The sequence below is a fragment of the Flavobacterium pasteuri genome, from assembly GCF_048286615.1.
Taxonomy (GTDB): Bacteria; Bacteroidota; Bacteroidia; order Flavobacteriales; family Flavobacteriaceae; genus Flavobacterium.
On the sequence record NZ_JBLVPN010000004.1, the window covers coordinates 262,591 to 283,910 of the forward strand.

General features: G+C 34.3%; 16 protein-coding genes and 1 pseudogene. 8 read left to right on the forward strand and 9 right to left on the reverse strand.

The genetic code is table 11. The features are described from left to right. Nucleotides 1–36 precede the first annotated feature (36 nt). The 4 genes from ACNQF6_RS08220 to ACNQF6_RS08235 all read right to left on the reverse strand — a co-directional run bounded on the left by ACNQF6_RS08220 (nucleotide 37) and on the right by ACNQF6_RS08235 (nucleotide 2,525). On the reverse strand, nucleotides 37–645 hold the full coding sequence (locus ACNQF6_RS08220) for an alpha-ketoglutarate-dependent dioxygenase AlkB family protein (protein ID WP_417964901.1): 609 nt from the start codon (nucleotides 643–645) through the stop codon (nucleotides 37–39). A gap of 4 nt (nucleotides 646–649) precedes the next feature. Beyond that, nucleotides 650–1,003, reverse strand: coding sequence for a DoxX family protein (locus tag ACNQF6_RS08225; RefSeq protein ID WP_417964903.1), 354 nt, complete (start codon nucleotides 1,001–1,003; stop codon nucleotides 650–652). A gap of 67 nt (nucleotides 1,004–1,070) precedes the next feature. Further along, entirely contained in the window at nucleotides 1,071–1,967 is an 897-nt protein-coding gene (locus ACNQF6_RS08230) for an EamA family transporter (RefSeq protein ID WP_417964905.1), read from the reverse strand. 156 nt (nucleotides 1,968–2,123) lie between these two features. After that, nucleotides 2,124–2,525 (reverse strand): DUF2721 domain-containing protein, encoded by a 402-nt coding sequence (locus tag ACNQF6_RS08235; protein ID WP_282711562.1) that lies wholly within the window; start codon nucleotides 2,523–2,525, stop codon nucleotides 2,124–2,126. A gap of 169 nt (nucleotides 2,526–2,694) precedes the next feature. Between ACNQF6_RS08235 and ACNQF6_RS08240 the strand changes: the two genes are divergently transcribed. Further along, complete coding sequence (locus tag ACNQF6_RS08240; protein ID WP_417964908.1) at nucleotides 2,695–4,800, forward strand: TonB-dependent receptor domain-containing protein; 2,106 nt, start codon at nucleotides 2,695–2,697, stop codon at nucleotides 4,798–4,800. Between the two features lie 248 nt (nucleotides 4,801–5,048). Further along, nucleotides 5,049–6,566, forward strand: coding sequence for a DUF2254 family protein (locus tag ACNQF6_RS08245; protein ID WP_417964910.1), 1,518 nt, complete (start codon nucleotides 5,049–5,051; stop codon nucleotides 6,564–6,566). 165 nt (nucleotides 6,567–6,731) lie between these two features. Here ACNQF6_RS08245 and ACNQF6_RS08250 read toward each other — a convergent pair. The 3 genes and pseudogenes from ACNQF6_RS08250 to htpG form a co-directional block, all read right to left on the reverse strand. Further along, a pseudogene (locus tag ACNQF6_RS08250) lies at nucleotides 6,732–7,183 on the reverse strand (transposase). Between the two features lie 232 nt (nucleotides 7,184–7,415). Then, nucleotides 7,416–8,534 carry a hypothetical protein gene (locus ACNQF6_RS08255; RefSeq protein ID WP_417964912.1) on the reverse strand — a complete coding sequence of 373 codons (1,119 nt, stop codon included), beginning with the start codon at nucleotides 8,532–8,534 and terminating at the stop codon, nucleotides 7,416–7,418. 288 nt (nucleotides 8,535–8,822) lie between these two features. Continuing rightward, complete coding sequence (htpG, locus tag ACNQF6_RS08260) at nucleotides 8,823–10,724, reverse strand: molecular chaperone HtpG (protein WP_417964914.1); 1,902 nt, start codon at nucleotides 10,722–10,724, stop codon at nucleotides 8,823–8,825. Between the two features lie 179 nt (nucleotides 10,725–10,903). On the opposite strand from htpG, the gene ACNQF6_RS08265 reads away from it, so the two are divergent. The 3 genes from ACNQF6_RS08265 to ACNQF6_RS08275 all read left to right on the forward strand — a co-directional run bounded on the left by ACNQF6_RS08265 (nucleotide 10,904) and on the right by ACNQF6_RS08275 (nucleotide 13,146). Then, nucleotides 10,904–11,380: a lipocalin family protein gene (locus ACNQF6_RS08265; protein WP_417964916.1), complete on the forward strand. Its 477-nt coding sequence runs from the start codon at nucleotides 10,904–10,906 to the stop codon at nucleotides 11,378–11,380. Between the two features lie 18 nt (nucleotides 11,381–11,398). Further along, nucleotides 11,399–12,094, forward strand: a complete 696-nt coding sequence (locus ACNQF6_RS08270) for a YiaD family glycine zipper/OmpA-like lipoprotein (protein WP_417964918.1) — start codon at nucleotides 11,399–11,401, stop codon at nucleotides 12,092–12,094. Between the two features lie 104 nt (nucleotides 12,095–12,198). Next, nucleotides 12,199–13,146, forward strand: coding sequence for an ABC transporter ATP-binding protein (locus ACNQF6_RS08275; RefSeq protein WP_417965037.1), 948 nt, complete (start codon nucleotides 12,199–12,201; stop codon nucleotides 13,144–13,146). Nucleotides 13,147–13,205: 59 nt separating this feature from the next. On the opposite strand, the gene ACNQF6_RS08280 is transcribed toward ACNQF6_RS08275, so the two are convergent. Further along, nucleotides 13,206–15,617 (reverse strand): S9 family peptidase, encoded by a 2,412-nt coding sequence (locus tag ACNQF6_RS08280; protein WP_417964920.1) that lies wholly within the window; start codon nucleotides 15,615–15,617, stop codon nucleotides 13,206–13,208. Between the two features lie 301 nt (nucleotides 15,618–15,918). On the opposite strand from ACNQF6_RS08280, the gene ACNQF6_RS08285 reads away from it, so the two are divergent. The 3 genes from ACNQF6_RS08285 to ACNQF6_RS08295 all read left to right on the forward strand — a co-directional run bounded on the left by ACNQF6_RS08285 (nucleotide 15,919) and on the right by ACNQF6_RS08295 (nucleotide 18,744). Beyond that, on the forward strand, nucleotides 15,919–16,926 hold the full coding sequence (locus tag ACNQF6_RS08285; RefSeq protein ID WP_315209048.1) for a 3-oxoacyl-ACP synthase III family protein: 1,008 nt from the start codon (nucleotides 15,919–15,921) through the stop codon (nucleotides 16,924–16,926). Between the two features lie 150 nt (nucleotides 16,927–17,076). Beyond that, complete coding sequence (locus ACNQF6_RS08290) at nucleotides 17,077–18,072, forward strand: isoaspartyl peptidase/L-asparaginase family protein (RefSeq protein ID WP_417964922.1); 996 nt, start codon at nucleotides 17,077–17,079, stop codon at nucleotides 18,070–18,072. After that, entirely contained in the window at nucleotides 18,073–18,744 is a 672-nt protein-coding gene (locus ACNQF6_RS08295) for a copper homeostasis protein CutC (protein ID WP_417964924.1), read from the forward strand. Nucleotides 18,745–18,853: 109 nt separating this feature from the next. Here the strand turns inward: ACNQF6_RS08295 and ACNQF6_RS08300 are convergent, their stop codons facing one another. Continuing rightward, nucleotides 18,854–21,277 (reverse strand): TonB-dependent receptor, encoded by a 2,424-nt coding sequence (locus ACNQF6_RS08300; RefSeq protein ID WP_417964926.1) that lies wholly within the window; start codon nucleotides 21,275–21,277, stop codon nucleotides 18,854–18,856. Nucleotides 21,278–21,320: the final 43 nt, after the last annotated feature.

Genomic DNA, 21,320 nt, shown 5'->3' on the forward strand with positions numbered 1-21,320 from the left:
ATTTATTTCAAATTTAATAATTTTTATTGAAAATAATTATTTGATTACCCGGAAGGTACCATTTATTCTGGGGCCAATGGGTTTTGCAGTTTTTGGAATTTGATGTTTCCAGAAATGCTGTGTTGTTCCTTTCATCAGCAGCAAACTTCCATGTTGTAAAATGATATTTTTTTTAAGGTCTTTGTCCAAATTATGTTTCAGTTGAAACGTACGCTCCGCACCAAAACTCAACGAAGCAATCACAGGATTTGTTCCTAATTCTTTTTCGTTATCTGCGTGCCAACCGTTGCTGTCTTTTCCGTCGCGATACTGATTGAGTAAAACGGTTGTAAAAATGGTATCCGAAACCTTTTCGATTTCTGTTTTTAGCTTTTGCAAAAGCAAATTCCAAGGATGCGGTTGCATGGTAATATTCGAATAGGAATAGGGTTTTCCTTCGTTTCCAAACAAAGCCGTCAAGCGAGGTTGCGGATGAGTTTTTCCGTACACCCGAATATCATCTTGTTGCCAAGGAATTTCTTTTACCAATTCGGCAAAAATAATATCGGCTTGCTCTTTGTCAAAAAACTGAGGATAATAGATGATTTCAGCGTCTTGCAAGTCAAGAAATATGGGTTCGGATGTGGATTCGAAAAGTGATTTCACTGGATTAGGTGTATTGGTAGGCCCAGAAAATGAGAACTAATTGTAATGGCATTCGCAAAAGCAAAATCCATTTTGGCAAACCCATTCTTGCTTTTTCATCGAAATACATATAGAGATGCGTTGGGAAAACAGCCATCAATAAGGCAATAACTCCCCATGCAGCGTAACTTGAAAGTACCGGAATACACAATGATATTCCCAGAAATATTTCTGCTAAACCGCTGATGTGGTTTAATAATTTTGGATTCGGAAAATAAGGAGGAATGATTTTTAGGTACAATCTCGGGTTTCTGAAATGGTTTAATCCGGCGATAAAGTAAACAAAAGCCATCACATATAAATGCCAAGGTAAATTCATAATAAAGTTATTTATCACGAATTTATAAAAATTTAAATGAAATTAGCATAAATGTTTTAAATAGAAATCACCCTTTTTTCTTAAAATTCACATTCATAATCACAATCGCCAGAATAATTAAAATAATTCCAAACCATTGGATGAGATTCACGTTTTCACTCAAAAGAAAATACGCCATCAGAACTGATACGGGAAGTTCCAGCGCAGATACAATACTTCCTAACCCGATTCCTGTGAGTGGGAAACCGGCATTGAACAATAAAGGCGGAATTATGGTTCCAAAAAGAGCCAGTATGATTCCCCATTTCATAAAAATCTCAAAATTGAAAGGGGTTGTTTGTGTCGCAATCGCAAATCCAAATACGATTATTGCACCACCAAGTAACATGAATAAACTTCGTTGCGCCGAAGAAATATGTGTTGCCACACGATTAGCGGTAAACATGGTTGTGGTAAAGGAAGTCGCAGATAAAAGCCCTAAAACGATACCGCGCCAGTCTAATTCTACTTTGCTTTGAATAAGATTTGTGGCAAGTGCCGTACCAATTAATACAATAACGACAGAAACTATTTTTTGATTGGAAGGTCTTTTCTTTTCTAAAAACATTTCGAATAAAACGCCCATCCAAACGGTTTGCATTAATAAAACGATAGCAATAGAAACAGGAATATATTTTACCGCCAAGTAATAAAAAATACTCGTCATTCCCAGAGAAGTTCCGGCAAGCATTAATTGAGTAATGTTTTTCTTAGATGATTTTATAACCTCATTTCCTTTTTTAGCTTTTTGAAACAGATTAATCAGCAGCATTCCCGTGATTCCATATACAAATTGTGCAATGGTAACTTCAGGTGTAGTGAAACCTTCTCCGTAGGCTATTTTTACAAAAGTAGCCAACATTCCATAACTCGTAGCGCCAAGACCTACTAAGAAAACTCCTTTTAATACACTATTCTTTATCATTTTTTCAATTTTAAAAAGCGGGCAAAGATAGGGTTTAGTTCCTATTTATGAGGTATAAATTAGGACTTAATATTTGAGACAGTTATTCTGGTTTGATTATGCTTCGCAATGAGGTGATTAAAGGATAATCTAAGATTTTTAAGTCTACTGCTAATTTTATTTTACCTCTTTATCGACTAAATCGCTTAAATGCAATCGCAACGCATTTACTGAAATACTGATTTCCCAAAATGACAGTCCTAGTGAAATCAATAATCCTAATAAACTCAGCCCAAAAAGATAAATTCCAGCAGTTTGTTGTTCCAAAAATAATAGTAGCATGGCAAAAACGGATAAAAATAGACTCATTACGCCAGCCATTTGCATATTACGTATCAGTGTTAAGCGTAAGTTCAAGTTTTTGATTTCCAATAAAATCATATCGTTTTGCTTTTCCTTGTACGTTTTTTTTAATCCTCTTACGATGGTGGCAAGGGTCAAAAATCGATTCGTATATGCCAATAAAATTAACGAAGTTGCGCCAAAAAGTAATGCCGGAGTTTCTATTTGTAAAATCATTTTGGATTTAGTTTTAGAAATGGAGTTTAAAACGAATTGCAAAGTTCGTTATTCTATGCTGAAATTGATCTTTTAGTCCTGTGAAATACAATAATTTTATATAATAAGCTCATTTTTTAGTAACGTTTATAGTCTTAGTACTACTAAAGGAGTAACACAAATAGAAACGATGAAAAAGAATCATTTATTGAGTATGTTTTTTTTAGGAACAATATTCACACTTTCGGCTCAGGAAGAACCCAAAAAAGCAGTAGAATTGAATGAAGTTGCAATTGTAAAAACTAAAAAAGCAGTTGAGCAAAAAGCGGATAGAACCATATTTGATTTTTCCGGTCAGCCCAGTTTGAATTCCGGATCCGTATTAGAAGGAATAAAAAAACTGCCTGGTCTTATCGCTTCAGATGTGGCCGGGATGATGTATCAAGGCAAGCAGCTGGATGTTTTTATGGATGGAAGACCGCTTAATATTACCTCAAATGAATTGAATTCTTTTCTGGAAGGAATGCCTGCCAATGCTATTGAAAAAATTGAAATTATTACACAACCTGGAGCTGAGTTCCCTGCTACTTCCGGTGGTGCGATTATGAACATTATTACGAATAAAAACGCTAAAAATTATTTAAGCGCTACGTATACTAACAGTACTAATTTTACGAGTTACAACCATTTACGATGGAGAATCAATAATAGTTTATTGTTGAGTGCTAAGAATAAATATTTTGGATGGCAATTGAATGTTGGACAAAATTACAGAGAATCTGCAGTGTGGACCTCGCTGACAAAAAACGAAAACAATACGACTTCGATACTTTCGACTACTGAAGCGGATCGAATCGGGCGTACTAATTTTGTGAAATCTGCACTGACGTTTGATATTGGCAACGACCGATTGTTATTTAATTACGATGTAAATTACAGTAATAATAATAGCAATACATTAGGAAATGGTCCCGGTTTTAGCACTAATGATGATTCCTTTACGGATGCTTTACGTCAGGATTTTGTGGTTACTTTTCAAAAAAAGTTTGAAGATAAATCTAAAAAATTAGACTTTAAGTTCAATTATAACAGCAATCAAAACGATTTTACACTGAATTCCAGAACGAATAATGTTGCTATATTAGATAATGCTTCGACACAGCGTTTGTACAATGCTAAAGTTGATTATTCGCAACCTATTGCATTTTCTGATGAAGGGAAAATAAGCTTTGGTGGTTTGTATGAAGCGCTTCTTTTTGAAACCCAAAACATGGAAATTGTGAACTTGGATTATCAGCGAAAAACGGCAGCAGCTTACGGTGAGCTACAATCTAAATTTGATAAGTTTAATTTTATTGTGGGCGGTAGAGCCGAGGATTATAATATTACTGGAAAAACAAATACCGCTGATTTAATTCCGTTTAAACAATTCCGTTTTTTTCCAAATGCCAGTGCTCAATATAATTTCAGTAATTCGGTTTACTTTAATGTCAATTATAACAAGAAAATAAGTTTGCCAAGCACATCTGCCTTAAATCCAAACAACACCAACTATCAGAATCCAAATATTGATTACTCGGGAAACCCGAATTTGCAACCTACTATTTTTGATAACTACGAAGCAAAATTGAGTGCTTTTGATTATGCTTTTATCGGATATAATGTTAGTTCTGCTCAAAATCAGGTAATCAACAGGGTATTACTTACCGATGATGTCGTGGTAAATACCAATATCAATGTACCTCAAATCAAAATTCACAACTTTAATGTGGGATTGCCTATTCCGTATATGTTGTTTACAAAAGGACTTAAAGAGACCATGAAAATGAATATTAATCCGGATAAAATGAACTTTTTATACGTGTATACCGCATATCAGTTTCATCAAATTCCCGAAATTAAGACCAATGGTTTCTGGATGTTTAATTTGATGTCTCAAATTGTGTTGCCAAAAGAAATCAAGTTTGTAGCTAACTTTAATTACATCATGTCTAAGGGGAATTATTTTTATTTCATTGCTGAGAAGCCTTTTAATAATACGCTTGATTTGACATTTTCTAAAAAGTTTTTCAAAGACCAATTGTCCGTTTCCATAAGTGCGGATGATGTTCTTAATTCGAACCGATTTGTTTTCAGCTCTGTTGGTACACCTTTGTTATTAGCAAATAAAAACGATACACGTCGTTTTGGGTTCAGTGTGAATTACAAAATTCCAACCAAAAACAAATTAGCAAAAGAAGATCCTAATTTATTAAACAAAGAGAAAAAAGAAGAAGGAAATATCTTGAATCAATAGCGCTGTAATTTATTTCTTTAATTCTAAACACAAAGACCTGTAAGTTTACGCTTTCAGGTTTTTTATGTTTTAAAATTTAATGAAAACTTCATTGTGCGAAAGCTGTCAATACATCTTCTTTTTATAAGTTCGGATATGTTTATGCCATGGATGCTATGTCGGCTACTTTTCTTTTTGATGTACAAAGCGATCAAAATCTTTCGGATAAAGATTTATTTAGGCTAAATTTACTCATTGAAATTTAAATTATGAAACAAAAATTAAAACTGCGAATCAAAAATATATTGGAACATCAGGTAAAACATATGGGCACATTTACCAGCGGTATTTATGCGTTTATTATTGGTTCTGTTTTATTGACGATTGATTATTATGTTGATTTTGGAGTGAAGCTCAAAATAAACGAATTAGAAATTTACAATCGGTTGATTCCTGTTTCTACTATTCTAATCTCCATTCTTATTGGAATTTCATTAACTACTTTTTCTGTTGTTTTTGTTGTAATGCAGCTGGCTTCCTCTCAGTTTTCACCCCGAATTTTGAGACATTTTTTATCAAATAATCTTAGAATGCAACAATTTATCGGATTGTTTGTGGGCACAATTTCGTTGTGTGTATTACCTCAATTAGCATCCGTTTTTTACCAAACTTCTTTTCTCTTAACACTGACTACAGGTTCACTTCTTGCTTTTTATTGTCTGGTATGGTCTTATCCTAACATGATTAGCTATTTAAGTATCAACATGAATGTTTCCAGTATTACAAATGGAATCAAATCGGAAATGGTTGAAGAAATCAATGTGTTGTATCAGGAAAATTGGAGTGTAGGAAAGAATCTCCTTTATAAACGTTCCAAAATAAATCCTGATAAATTTCAAGTAAAAATTGTAAGTCCTTTTGAAACAGGCTATTTGGACAGCGTGAATTATAAAAGATTGGAAAAAATAACAGAATATATCAATAGTTCTGATGTGGGTATTTTTTTTGAAAACGCCTATCAAAAACCAATTGTAGGGGAATTTATATTGAAAGATACCACTACGCTCATGGTTTTAGTTTTTAGCGAGGAACTCCAAATGAATCAGATACTTCGTTTGAAGAAGGAAGTAGAGGCAATTGTCAGCACTACTTTTAAAGTTAAGTTGTTCAGAAGCCATACGCAAGATGTAAATTTTGGTGTCAGAAAACTGGTTGATATTGCCATAAAAGCCATTTCTCCTGCGGTGAATGATCCAACTACCTGTTTGAATTGCATAGACCAAATTGGGGAAATAGCAAAAGAATTAGCCATAAGAGAATTTCCTTCTACGGATTCCAGGACTTTGGGTTCCAAAAAAATACAGGTAAATGAATTTAATTTTGAAGAATTCATTGACTTTTGCTACGATCAGATTTTTCAGTGGGGTAAAGAAGATCCTACCGTTGTGAAAAGAATTATCAGATCGATAAGGATTATTTTACCATTAGTTGAAAATCCTTTTAATTTGAAAATCCTAATACAGCAAGTTGAAGAAATGGATTTACTTGAAATTTATAATTTGTCACAATACAAAAAAGGAAAACTAAAAATATCAAAGGAAAAATTAGTGATTATAGAGAATGAATTGTCTCGATTTAGACAAAAGGCTAAGTTGCAAATTAAAGCTTTGGATCTAAAAGGAGTTTTAGATCATTACGAAACGAATCATTATTCGGATAATTTAGAAATTACAACTGCTGAAATTGAGGCAATAGAATATCTTAAGGCATACAAAACAGTAGATTAAACTATCTATGACAATGGAAATGAAATAACACAAAAACAACCTGCAAGTTTGTGCGGCAGGTTCTTGTGTTATTTGGAATACTGTTTAGGGTTTGGAATTCGAAAGCTCTTGTTTAAAGACTATCGTTAGCGCAGTTTTGCAAACTGTGCCCATTTCAATTGGCAACTAAAATGAATCTAATAAAACCACTTCTAATTCATTTTCTAATGCAGCATAATTTCTTGCATAATTGAAATAATAATCTTCTGGCATTGTTACAATTTTTTCATTTACAGGATTGTTGTGTATGTAATCCATTTTTTGTTTTGTAAATTTATAGCTGTAAATATGTTCCGCATGATAGCCGTTTTGCCAAACTTTGTACTGTTGTTCTTGTTTTAAATGTTGACAAGCTTTTTTAAAATAATCCAACATTCATTCTCTCCTGCTTTCCGGTCTTCAATAATAGCCTGAATAATTTTTTTAGATGTATATTTTTTAAAATCACGCATCACTTCGGATAGTATAAAACCGTTTGTTGCTTTGCAAAGCAAGTGAATGTGACTGTGCATAATACAATATCCATAGATTTCTAAGCCCTTTTGAACTTGACAATAGTGTAAGGCTTGAATAATAATTTGTTTTTAGTTTAATCGTGTAAGAACATCTATCCAATCCATTGTAGTTATAGTGATGAAATAAGCATCTTCGGTTGTTGTGGCTTTATACTTTGTAGACATTTTTGTGTTATTTGTATTGTTTGCTCACTATTTTGGGCACAGTTTGCAAAACTGCGCTAACGACCATGGTATGTCGGCACGATCGGACTGCTCGCGCTAGATGGGTGCTCGGGCTTATCTGAAGTGCTTTTTAGTAGTATTCAATTTGTCTACTCCATTTAAAGAGGTCTTTTCCATCAACTTTTTTTATGATTTCAATCCAATTGTTGTATAAATCCAATTTATATTTAAATGACACTTTATGCTTTTTGCCTTCTTCAATGTATTCTAATTGTGAAATATAGCCATCGTTATATTTATATTTCTCAATTATCATTGCTTTTTGTTTATCGATGTCACAACAGTATCGCTCTGAAATACGATTTAGTTTGTCATAAGTATAATGGTCATATCTTTCCATTCCAATTCCAAATCTACTTTTGATAAAAACTAAATTACCATTTTTATATTCATTTTCAATCCGATTTGTTAATAGGGGAGTTATATGGTTTTCCGAATCTTCATATAAATCAAAAGTTTCATTTTTTATCAATCTATTTTTATCGTCATAAAAATTTAAAATATCTTTATAAACAGTTAAGATTGAATCGTGAACTCCATAAGACCAACTTCTTTCATCTTCTTGTTTCCAGGAGTTTGGATTTTTATAAACTCTGTAGATTAATTTTCCTTCCTTGTTATAAATATAATTATATTCGTCAACAGTGCCATTTTCGTCAAATTCTTTTAATGAAGTTAATCTTTCTTTGTTATATTTTTTAAAGATATGTCGGAAATAATCATTTTTGGAATTTTGTTCAATTATGTTTAAATCTCCATAGTCCGAGTAGTAATAAGTTCTAGTGTAATTTGAGTATTTAGTTGAATCAATCTCTTTAATTTTCTTATTATCTGTGTTATACGTTTTTCTATATGAATTTAAAAAATCATTTTTTTTGCCATACCATACTTCATTAATTAAATTTCCTTTTTTATCGAATTTTCTTTCGTAATTTATGTAATAACATAGATTTGAAGTATACCACGTATTTTTAAATCTTGCAATAGTCGATTCAGGACCCATAAATCCAGAATGCCCGTAATCATCATAAGAGACAAGTTGTGGGTTTTCAGTTTCTGTCAAGAAAATAACTTTTTCTTTAATAGTTTTAACATTTCCAAAGATTGTATCTTTTGGTAAATAGTTTTGAGATTGACAATCTATATAAAACAAAAATGTAAAAGTTATAAAAAGTAAATATTTTGTCATTTACACTTGGTTTTGAGCATTACAGATGACTTGTATAGATATTTGATAGAATCATCTAAAGCCACTCTCTTTTGAGTAGATAGGTACGATAGCAGCTATACTTTATTTAATTCAAATATATAGATAATTTTTTACAAATAGTTACAACCGATTATTTAACGAGTGAGCTGGTCTGAGTATTTTGATAAACATTGTGGAAAACCATCGTTCTGCTCCTAAACAAAAAAACCTGCAAGTTTACGCTTGCAGGTTTAGTCTAATAATCGAACGATCTAAAAGTCTAATAATCTATTTAATCATCTCAAAACTTCTTTTCACGAAAGCCGTTAATGCTTCTCCTTTTAATAGGTTTTGTGATAATTTAGCTAAGTCAAGCGCTTGTTTTACCAAACTTTCCTGAGCGTCTTTGTCTTTGTTGTTTAGAATGCTTGTTGCTAATTCAGAGTTAGTATTTACCACTAAATTGTACATTTCCGGCATATTTCCCATTCCGAACATTCCACCACCGCCAGATTGACTCATTTCTTTCATTCTACGCATGAATTCCGGTTGCGTGATGATGAATGGCGAAGCATTACTGTCTAAAGCTTCTAGTTGTACAGAATAGGTTTGTTTAGGAACAATAGCTTCCAGAACTGTTTTCAAGTTGGTTTGTTCTTCCTCAGATAATTTAGAAATAGTAGTTTCCTCTTTCTTGATTAAATTATCAATATGATCTGAATCCACACGTACGAAAGTCATGTTACTGTTGTCGCCTTCAATTTTTTGAATTAAATGCGAAATAATTGGAGAATCCAGTAGCAATACTTCATATCCTTTGTCTTTCGCAATTTCGATATACGAGTGTTGCGCTTCTTTATTTCCAGCGTATAAAACCACTAACTTTCCGTCTTTGTCCGTTTGATTAGCAGCAAGATTTTCTTTTAATTCTTCCAGTGTGAAAAATTTACCGTCAACTGTTGGATACAAAACAAACGCGCCTGCTTTTTCGTAGAATTTATCTTCAGAAAGCATTCCGTATTCTAAAACGATTTTGATGTCATTCCATTTTTGTTCAAAATCCTCACGGTTTTCAGTGAATAATGATTTTAATTTATCGGCAACTTTACGCGTGATATAATTCGAGATTTTCTTAACTGCAGCATCAGCTTGCAATCCAGAACGAGACACGTTCAACGGAATGTCTGGTGAATCAACAACACCTTTTAGCATCATTAAAAACTCAGGAACAATTCCTTCTACATTATCCGTTACGTACACTTGATTTTGATACAATTGGATTTTATCTTTCTGAATCTGTAAATCAGAACCTAATTTTGGGAAATACAAAATACCGGTTAAATTGAACGGATAATCTACATTTAAATGAATGTGGAATAATGGCTCTTCAAACTGCATTGGGTACAATTCATGGTAGAAATTCTTGTAATCCTCCGCTGATAATTCAGTTGGTTGTTTCGTCCAAGCTGGATTTGGGTTGTTGATGATGTTGTCTACTTCAACTTCTGTAAAAGTTTTGTCTTTATCTTCTTCAGCAACTTCTTCACCCTTTTTTTGCTCTATTTTCTCTGTTTTGGTTCCAAATTTAATTGGAATGGGCATGAACTTATTGTATTTGTTCAACAGTTCTTTTATTTTGTATTCTTCCAAGAATTCCAAAGAATCTTCGGCGATATGCAAAATGATTTCTGTTCCACGAGAAGTTTTCTCAGCTGGTTCTAAAGTAAATTCCGGGCTTCCGTCGCAAGTCCAGTGCGCTGCAGGTTCATCTTTGAACGATTTAGTGATGATTTCCACTTTTTCGGCAACCATAAAAGCCGAATAGAATCCAAGACCAAAATGTCCAATAATCCCAGAATCTTTAGCAGAATCTTTGTATTTGTCCAAAAATTCTTCTGCTCCAGAAAACGCCACTTGGTTGATGTATTTTTCTACTTCATCAGCTGTCATTCCCAGACCTTGGTCAATGATGTGTAGTTTTTTACCTTCCTTGTCGATTTTTACTTCGATAATTGGATTACCGTATTCTACTTTGGCTTCGCCAATGCTTGTTAAATGTTTTAATTTAAGTGTTGCATCCGTTCCATTAGAAATTAATTCACGCAAGAAAATTTCGTGATCGTTGTATAAGAATTTCTTGATTAAGGGAAAGATGTTCTCTACCGAAACATTAATTTTACCTGTTGTCATATTTTGAATTTTTAAGTTTATTTTAATGGTTATGAGTCTTTCAAATAGAATACCAATTACAGTTGAAGTGACAAATTGTCGTAGACGTTAATTATGATACAAAATAATTTAATTTTGAAACAATTTTCTTATGTTGCATTGTATCTTTGTGTAAGTATTAATTCATTAAATTTAGAAAAATGAGAAAAGTAATTTTAGTATGCACGTTAGCTGTTTTGATGTTCGCATGTAAGTCAACATCAGTGACAAGTACGAATACAGATAGAAAAGCTCAAGTTGCAATGAAAGGAAACTGGACAATAAGTTCTGTAACGTATCCAGGTTCGCAATATGTAAAAGTGAATAGTTTTCAACTTGCGGATTCAGAATGTTTCGTAGGAAGTAATTGGAAATTTGTTTCTAATAATAATAAAGGAACCATGGCTTTGACAAAAGCAAATTGTATGGCATTCAGCTCCCCAATTACATGGTTTGTTAATAATGATGGACAATTTGTCCTTAAAGTTCTTAATGCGGGAGAAAAAGCGAGAAAAGTGAAAGAAGGTTATATTCTAAGTGTAGCTAATCAAACTGAATCTTCTTTTCAATTAGTTGATAAAATTGATGTTGCAGGAAAAATGACTGATGTTGTGTATCAGTTTCAAAAAGTTAATTAATAAGTAAAAAATACAAATATGAAAAAGATTTCGATAGTTGCAATGGCAACAATAATGATTATAGGTTCAATGTTTACGAGCTGCGAGGCGGTAAAAAACACTAATAATACTCAAAAAGGTGCTGGTATAGGTGCTGTAGCCGGAGCTGTACTTGGAGGTGTTCTAGGAAACAATCTAGGTAAAGGTGGTAAAGGTGCAATGGGAGCTGTGTTAGGTGGTGTTATTGGTGGAGTTGCCGGTGGAGTTATTGGTAACAAAATGGATAAACAAGCAAGAGAAATCGATGCTGCACTTCCAGGAGCTGAAGTAGTTCGTGTAGGAGAAGGAATTAAATTAGTTTTGAATGAAAATGCAGTGCGTTTTGATACTAATAAATCTTCTTTGACTGCTGCTGCAAAAGCAAATTTAGATAAATTGGTTCCTGTTTTTGCAGAATATCCAGATACTAACATTACGATTTACGGATATACAGATAGTACTGGTGCAGCTGCTTACAATTTGAAACTTTCAGGAGAAAGAGCAGCCTCAGTTAGAAATTATTTGAATAGCAAAGGTGTTTCTTCAAGTAGATTTCAAGTTACTGGTTTAGGAATTGCTGATCCAATTGCTTCAAATGAAACTGTTGAGGGTAGAAGTCAAAACCGTCGTGTTGAATTTGCTATTACTGCAAATGAGAAAATGATTAAAGACGCCGAAGCTGAAGTTAAAAACTAAGCAAAAAATACTATATAAACAAAGGCTGTTTCGTCAAGAAGCAGCCTTTTTTTGTGCCTAAATTTGAATTAAACATTGTAAATTTGCACTCTTAAATACAGATGATGCTCGAGATAAAAGATATTTCCTTCACTTACATTGACAAACCCGTTATTGAAAATGTAAGTTTTACAATTGCCAAAGGTCAAAACACCGCTATTATTGGCGAAAGCGGTTGCGGTAAAAGTACATTACTTAAACTCATTTACGGATTATATGACTTGGATAGCGGAGCAATAACCTATAATGAAAACCCTATTTTGGGCCCAAAATACAATCTTGTTCCAGGAGAAGACTATGTTAAATATTTAGCACAGGATTTCGATTTGATGCCCTATATCACTGTTGAAGAAAATGTAGGCAAGTTCCTGTCTAATATGTATCCTGAGCAGAAGAAAGCCCGCGTTCAAGAGTTATTGGATATGGTCGAAATGACCGCTTTTGCAAAAGTAAAAGCAAAATTCCTAAGTGGCGGACAGCAGCAAAGAGTGGCTTTGGCTAGAGTTTTAGCTTTGGAACCGGAAATTATTTTATTGGACGAACCGTTCAGTCAAATTGATTCTTTCAGAAAGAATTCGTTGCGTCGTAATTTATTCCGTTACTTAAAAGACAAAGGGGTTACCTGTATTATTGCTACGCATGATAGCACCGATGCGTTGTCTTTTTCTGATGAAACAATTGTAGTTCAAAACGGAAAAGTAGTGGCAAAAGGGAATTCTAAATTCTTGTATGAAAACCCAGCTAATAAATACATTGCGTCTCTTTTTGGGGAAGTAAACGAATTGAAATTATCGCAATTAATAGACCTTGAAGACGATGAAGATGCGAATCTTTTATTGTATCCGCATCAATTAATAGTGGTAGACAACGCAATTATGAAAGCAGTTGTCAAGCATTGCTATTTCAAAGGAAGTCATTATTTAGTTAAAGCAGCTTTTGAACGAAGAGCAATTTTCTTTGAACACGATTCTGAATTAGAACTCAATCAGGAAGTGTACTTGATGTTAGCTTAAAAATAGAAAACCCCGAAATCAATATGATTTCGGGGTTTTGCTTTTATGTCAAATAGGAATTAATTCTTTAAATATTTTTCTAAGAATTGATCTTGTTCCCAAAGCAAATGCAAAATATTCTCTTTGGCAGCATAACCGTGAGCTTCTTTTGGAAGAATCACCATTCTTGCCGGAGCGCCTAAACCTTTTAAAGCTTGAAAATAGCGTTCGGTTTGTAACGTAAACGTTCCCGGATTATTATCGGCTTCACCGTGTACTAAAAGCATAGGCGTTTTCATTTTATCCGCATTCATGAATGGTGACATTGTATTGTATACTTCAGGAGTTTCCCAGTAATTGCGTTGCTCACTTTGGAAACCAAAAGGAGTCAACGTTCTGTTGTAAGCACCACTTCGAGCGATTCCGCAAGCAAAAAGGTTAGAATGTGTCAATAAATTAGCCGTCATAAAAGCGCCATACGAGTGACCACCAACGGCTACTTTTTTTCTGTTGATGTATCCGAGAGCATCTACCGCATTAATCGCTGCTTCTGCATTGTCAACTAATTGAGTTATGAAATTATCATTTGGTTCAGTCGTTCCTTCGCCAATTATAGGAAAAGCAGCGTCATCAAGAACTACATAGCCTTTGGTTACCCAATATACGAACGAGCCATAACTAGGAAATGTGAATTCGTTTGGGTTTTGTGTGCTTTGTCCCGCTGAATTTTTGTCTTTATATTCGGCTGGATAGGCCCAAATCAATAATGGCATTTTCTCTTTTTTAACCTTGTCATAACCAACAGGTAAATACAACGTTCCGGATAATTCGACACCATCTTTACGCTTGTATTTGATCACTTCTTTACTCACATTTTTGATGCTTTCAAAAGGATTTTTGAATGCGGTAATTGGCGTTAGTTTATTTTTTTGTTTGATGTTTCTAAGGTAATAATTCGGATATTCATTTTTAGACTGGTTTTGTACTAAAACAGTTCCTTTCTTGAAATCTTCAATCTCTAATATGTCCTCTTTTTTATCTGTGTAAGTTGAGGTGTACAAACGTTTTGCTTGTAATGTTTTCAAATTAAATTCGCTGATAAATGGAAATTGACCGTTTTTAGTAAAACCATCGCCAAGTAAATAAGCATTGTCATTTTCGATAGCCAAAACATACCTGTTGTATTCGTTTTTTCTAGTTTCAAAATTTCCGGGATCAGCATACACATCTTGTGAGTTTCTATCGAAAATTACTTTTGGAGCCTGACCTGGATTCGAAGGATTGATTATATACGTTTTGGTATTACGCGTATCGTACCATTCATCTGAAACAATCGCAACGTTGTCATTCCCCCAGATCATTCGGTCGTAACGTTGCGGCGTTTTTACTAATGAAGTAGCTGCTGCATCAAATGGTGCGTTCCATAGAAAAACTTCATCTCTGAACTCCACCTTGTTTGCAGGATCTCCGCCGTCTAAAGCTTCAGCATACGCTAATGTTGCCGGTTTATCTGTTCTCCAGCTCATGTTTCTTTTTCCTTTTCGAACAGCCATAAAACCTTTAGGGATAATTTCAGTAAGTGGCACTTCATTTACCACTTTTACTTCGTTTCCGGCTTTGTCATAAACTACAGATTTTGATGGGAAACGACTCAATGGAACGATATATGAAAATGGTTTTTGAATCGTAGTTATCATCAAATAATTTCCATCTGGCGAAAAACTTTCTCCGGCGTACATATCGGCTTTTTTGAATAAAGTTGCGGTTCCGTTCAAGTTCACTTTGTACAATTCAGAAGTCATGATGTTCTCAAAATTGATTTCATCATTCTTGTTTTTTAACATATCCGGATAGGTTCTGTTTTGGGATTTCGCCCCATCAGCATTGGAAATTATTGGGCCGGTTGGCAAATCTTTTTTGGCATCCAAAAGTGCTGCTCTATTTTTTGGTAACATTTTCACCAAAATAGTTTCGTTGTCATTCATCCAGCTAAACGGACTTCCAATATTAGCATTTACAGTGGCTTCAGTTAATTTAGTGGCTTTCGCCGAAGCAACATCAATAACCCAAAGTTCAACACCTGAAGCGGTAGTGTGGGAAAATGAGATTTTTGTATCATTAGGTGACCAAGCGATAGTACTGATGCGAGGATTTGTTGGCAAACCAGTAACCTGTACTTCGTTTAAGTCTTTTATTTTACGTAATTTCAGGTTGTTTACATACGTAACTGTACTTGAAATATTCGTAATTGGATTAATTCGCAAACCGCCCAAACGCAGTTCGTCTTGGTTTAAATCGTCCAGTGATTTGTAGGTGTTTCTGTAGGTCAACAGCATGTATTCTTTTTTGGTATCCATAGATACTGAGGGTGCTCTTTCATAATCAGCTAATTCCAAAATGGATTGAGATGGTTTTTGATAGGTTAAGTTTTCTTGTGCAAAAGTGGTTAAGCTCAGTCCCAGAAATAAAAAAAATGGAATTTTTAACTTCATAATTTGAATGATTTTAAATTAGCATTAGCAGTGTCAATAATTGGTCTAAAATAATTCAATGTTGTTACATTTGGAAGTAAAAAACTCTTTTTAACTTTTGCATTGGTTTCAGTTTGCATTCTTTTGATTTGTTTTCATTTGTTTTCATTTGTGTTCTGTCATAATTTCAGGACTGATAATAGCGGTAAAGGATGACAAAAGCCATAAAACTTGTAAATTGACAAAAAAGTGGTAATTTGTGAGCTTATATTTTTAAGTATGTTTTAAATTTGCAACTTTATTTTAATAAAATAACAATAGTATGTATCATTCAAAAATAGCAGGATTGGGTTATTATGTTCCCGAAAACGTAGTGACTAATGACGATTTGTCCAAAATTATAGATACCAATGACGAGTGGATTCAGGAAAGAACAGGAATTCAAGAGCGACGACACATTATAAAAGGAGAGGATACAACGACTTCTATGGGTGTAAAAGCGGCTGAAATTGCGATAGAGCGTTCTGGTGTTGCTAAGGAAGATATCGACTTTGTGGTTTTTGCCACTTTGAGTCCTGATTTTTATTTCCCTGGACCAGGAGTTTTAGTGCAACGTGATTTGGGTTTAAGAACCGTAGGAGCATTGGATGTAAGAAATCAATGTTCTGGTTTTATTTACGCTTTGTCAGTAGCAGATCAGTATATAAAAACTGGAATGTATAAAAATATATTGGTCATTGGGTCTGAGGTTCATTCTACAGGATTGGACATGACGACCCGTGGACGTGGTGTTTCGGTAATTTTTGGAGATGGGGCAGGAGCAGCTGTTTTAAGCAGAGAAGAAGATTTGACGAAAGGAATTTTATCAACACATTTACATTCTGAAGGGCAACATGCCGAAGAATTAATTGTAAAAGCTCCAGGAATGGGAGGCCGTTGGGTAACTGATATTTTAGCAGATAATGATCCGGATGACGAAAGTTATTTTCCATACATGAACGGACAATTTGTATTTAAAAATGCAGTGGTTCGTTTCAGCGAAGTAATTAATGAGGGATTACAAGCTAATAATTTGCAGGTTTCTGATATTGATATGTTGATTCCACATCAGGCTAATTTGAGAATTTCCCAGTTTATCCAAAAGAAATTTAACTTGACAGATGATCAGGTCTATAATAACATTCAGAAATACGGTAATACTACCGCAGCTTCTATTCCAATTGCTTTGACTGAAGCATGGGAAAAAGGTAAAATAAAATCAGGAGATACTGTTGTTTTGGCAGCATTTGGAAGTGGTTTTACTTGGGGAAGCGCCATTATTAAATGGTAAAAAGTAGTTTAAGGAATCGGATGCCGATTCTAATTGTTACTCGATAAAAATTTTAAGCCTGCACAAATTATTGTGCAGGTTTTTTTATTTAAAAGCGAACCATTATGTTTATAGTTCAAAATTGATGCAGCCAATACTAATCCAATCAAAATGACAAACCGTAGAAATTTTTTAAAAACAGCGGCAATAGGTTCAGTTGCTGTGGCATTACATTCATTCAATAGGAAACCAGAGGAAGAAAATAGTTTTTCATCTAAAAAAGTAATGAAACCCATTGTGCTTTCTACATGGAATTTTGGAATCCTAGCGAATGCCGCCGCTTGGGAAATTTTAAAAAACAACGGTCGAGCCATAGATGCTGTCGAGGCGGGAGTAAAAATTCCAGAAGGCGATCCAACGGAAAGAAGCGTGGGTTATGGTGGAAGGCCGGATCGAGATGGTCGTGTTACACTTGATGCGTGTATTATGGATGAAAATGCAAATATTGGTTCCGTAGGATGCTTAGAATTTATAAAACATCCCATTGCTGTGGCTCGTGCTGTGATGGAAAAAACACCGCATGTTATGTTAGTGGGTGATGGTGCATTGCAGTTTGCGTTGTCGCAAGGTTTTGTAAAAGAAAATTTGTTAGTGGAAGAATCCGAAAAAGAATGGAAAGAATGGTTGAAAACCGGCCAGTACAAACCTATTGCCAATATTGAAAATCACGATACCATCGGGATGATTGCTTTGGATGCTGATGGAAATCTTTCTGGTGCGTGTACAACAAGCGGAATGGCTTTCAAAATGCATGGACGTTTGGGCGATTCACCTATTATTGGGGCTGGTTTGTATGTTGATAATGAAATTGGTGCCGCAACAGCCACAGGACATGGAGAAGAAGTAATTCGGATTTCCGGTTGTCACTTGGTTGTCGAGCTGATGCGCCAAGGAAGATCACCACAAAAAGCATGTGAAGAAGCGGTTGCCAGAATAGTAAAATTAACAAAGAATAGAAATAAAGACCTGAAAGATATCCAAGTTGGTTTCATCGCATTAAATAAAAAAGGGGAATATGGTTCCTATTGTATTCAAGGAGGTTTTAATTACGCAGTCAACGATGCAACAGGAAACCGATTAATTGATGCCGATTATTTTTTAAAATAAATGAAAAAAGCTCAACTGGAGATAGCCTGTTTTAATCTTGAATCGGCTATTATAGCTCAAGATAATGGTGCTGATAGAGTAGAATTGTGTGCCAATATGAAAGAGGGCGGAACGACTCCTAATTTTGAACTCACCAAAATTGTTCGGGATAAAGCCACCATCGATTTGAATGTTATGATTCGGCCTCGTAGTGGAAATTTTGTGTATTCTGATTTTGAATTCGAACAAATGAAATCAGAAATATTAGCATTCAAAAAACTTCAGGTTGATGGTTTTGTTTTTGGAATTTTAAACGAAGACGGTAGTCTTAATGAACTACAAAATGCAGAGTTAGTAGCTTTGGCAAATCCACTTCCGTGTACGTTTCATCGTGCTTTTGATGGAATAAAAAACAAGTTTCAAGCGCTTGAATCGCTAATCGAATGTGGTTTTAAAACCATTTTGACTTCAGGGGAAGAAACAAATGTAGTAGACGGTATTGATGTATTGGCAACAGTAGTAGAAAAGGCAAATAATAGGATTATCATTATGCCTGGTGGTGGATTGCGTTCCACGAATATTGGATTATTAAAAGAAAAAACGAAAGCTGTTTTCTATCATTCCTCGGCTATAACTGATTCAGGCGAAATAGCAAATCAACAGGAAATTCAGTCTATAAAAGCAAATTTGTAAGAGATATAAAATTATTTAAATCGAAAAACCCGGAGTTGGCATACTCCGGGTTTTTCTTTTGGTAACTAACTATTAAAACTAATCTTTGTTGAGGCATTTTATTTTTTGTTTAAAACAGTCCTCCGCCATCTTGTTTGGTGTTGTTATCTCTTTGTTTGCGTTGCAAGCTTTTGTTTTTTCCTGCGCCAAAGATGTAGTTGAAACCAAGATAAACGGATTGGCTTTCCCAAGTAAATTGACCTACTTGCGGATATGGATTTTGCCCATCAAAACCGGCTTTCATGGTATTGAAAATATCATTGAAACGAACGCTTAAGGTGGCTTTGTCTTTTAGGAATGAATAACGTCCGCCGGCATCAACTTTATACATTTCTTTACCGTTGAATTGTACCCCGTCAACACCAGATCGGTAGAATCCGAATAGAAGGAAACGAAGACTTTTTGTTGCTTTGAAATTACTGTTAAATCGTGCGTTGAAAGCTGATGCAGTAACTTCTTTGGAAACCAAATCAAATGAATTGCTACTTGTGTTTAATACAGAAACCAATCCTTTTTGGTTAATACTAGAAAAATCTATTGCTGGTTGTATATCCCACCAACTATTGATTTTGTAATTTAAAGAGACTTCAAAACCATAGGCTGTATTATTGTCGAAGTTATCAAAACTCATAATTTGTTGATCCTGATTTTCTGGATCTGGGTACAGAATTCTGTTAATTTCGTTATGAATGCTTCGTACAAAAAGACCTGTGGTAAATGTTCCTTTAGCAATGGTTTTAGTATAATTTAATTCAATAGAATTGGTAAATTGTGGATCTAATTCAGGATTTCCAATTGAAGTTACTCTAGGTGTGCTGAATTCTCTAATAGGTTTGGTTTGGTCTAAACCAGGTCTGTCTACACGGCGGCTCAAACTGATTTGAAACTGATTTTTGTCGGTAGGAGAATAAGTCATCGAAGCAGAAGGGTAGATCGTGAAGTAATCGTCCTTGTAAGCAGTAGCGCCGTTTAACATTGCGTTTACCTTGTAGCTTTCAAAACGGGCACCCAATTGGTATCCTATTTTTTTGAATTTCTGCCCAAAAGTAGCATAAGCAGAATAAATATCTAAATCATAGGTGTAGTCAGAATTTGATAAAGAACTGTTGTTGGTGGTGTAATTGTTTTCGGTTCGTACAATTCTGCTTTCAGCACCCAATTCTAGATTAGTCTTGTCATTTAGCGGATTTACATAGTCTAAATTGATGGTTGAATTATTTCTTTTCTCACCAAGATTATCTGTATAAGAACTGCTGGGAATATTTGGGTTGTTGAAAGAAGTTAGAAAACTAGCATCTTGATTTTCAGAATAGATGCTGTGATTTATTTCTAAATCTAGCGTTTCACCCTCTTTTTTTGTTAGATGTTTGAAAGCTACATTGTAAGTACCGTCCGTATTATCTGAAAAGTATTTAGAATTTAGTAGTAAATTTTGTGAGGCATCAGGATTTAAAATGTTCACATCCACGATACCATCTCCAACAAATATGTTTTGATTCGTGTAGGCAGAAATAGTGTTTTTGTCATTGATGTAATAATCCATTCCAATTTTGAACAAATGAGATTTGTTGTCATTCACAATATCAAACATTTGATTGGAGTTGTCGTCAAGTCTTGAAATTTGCCCTTCATTGAATCTTTTGCCAAAATTATTCCCGTAAGTGGAGAAAAAGTTCACTTTACCGGTTCTATAATTCATGTTGATCGAGTTGCTAATCTTTGGTGTTTGTGCAAAAGTTAGACCCGTATTAACACTAGCATTAAATCCGTCATTAGCATTTTTATGTAAAACGATGTTTATGATTCCAGACATTCCTTCTGGATTGTATTTGGCACTTGGATTAGTGATTAATTCAATTTTTTTAATGGAAGTTGATGGGATTTGTTTCAATAACTGAGAAGCTTCAATATTGCTAGGGCGTCCATCTACTAAAACGCGTACGTTTTCGTTTCCGCGCAAAGATAATTTTCCGTCCTGATCTATATTTACAGAAGGAATATTATTCATGATTTCGGATGCGGTTGCGCCTGCGGTAGTCAAATCTTTACCTACATTGATTACTTTTCTGTCAATTTTTTGTTCAATAGTAGAGCGTTCAGCAATTATATTTACGCCTTTTAATTGAATGGCATCTTCTTCAATAGCAATCGTGTTCAGATTTGCGCTTTTTTCTTCGTTCGTCAATGAAATTGCTTTCGTAGTGGTTTTATAACCTATAAATTGAATTTCAACAACGTAATCTTTTAAGGCTAAATTTTTTATTTGAAAAGTTCCCTTGTCAGATGTGATGTCACCAGTAATGACTTTATTGTTTTCCTTTACCACAATATTTACGTACGCTAAAGGTTCGTTAGTCTTTTTGTCAGTGATTTTTCCGGAGATAATTCCGGAGATAATTCCGGAGTTTTCCAGAATTGATGGTTTGACCGAAGTTTGTGCCTGCATCGAAAACAACGTTCCGATTAAACAGATTAAAATTAATTTAAGTTTCATGATTGATTTGATTTAAATGATTGATGATGTAAATGTATTCTTT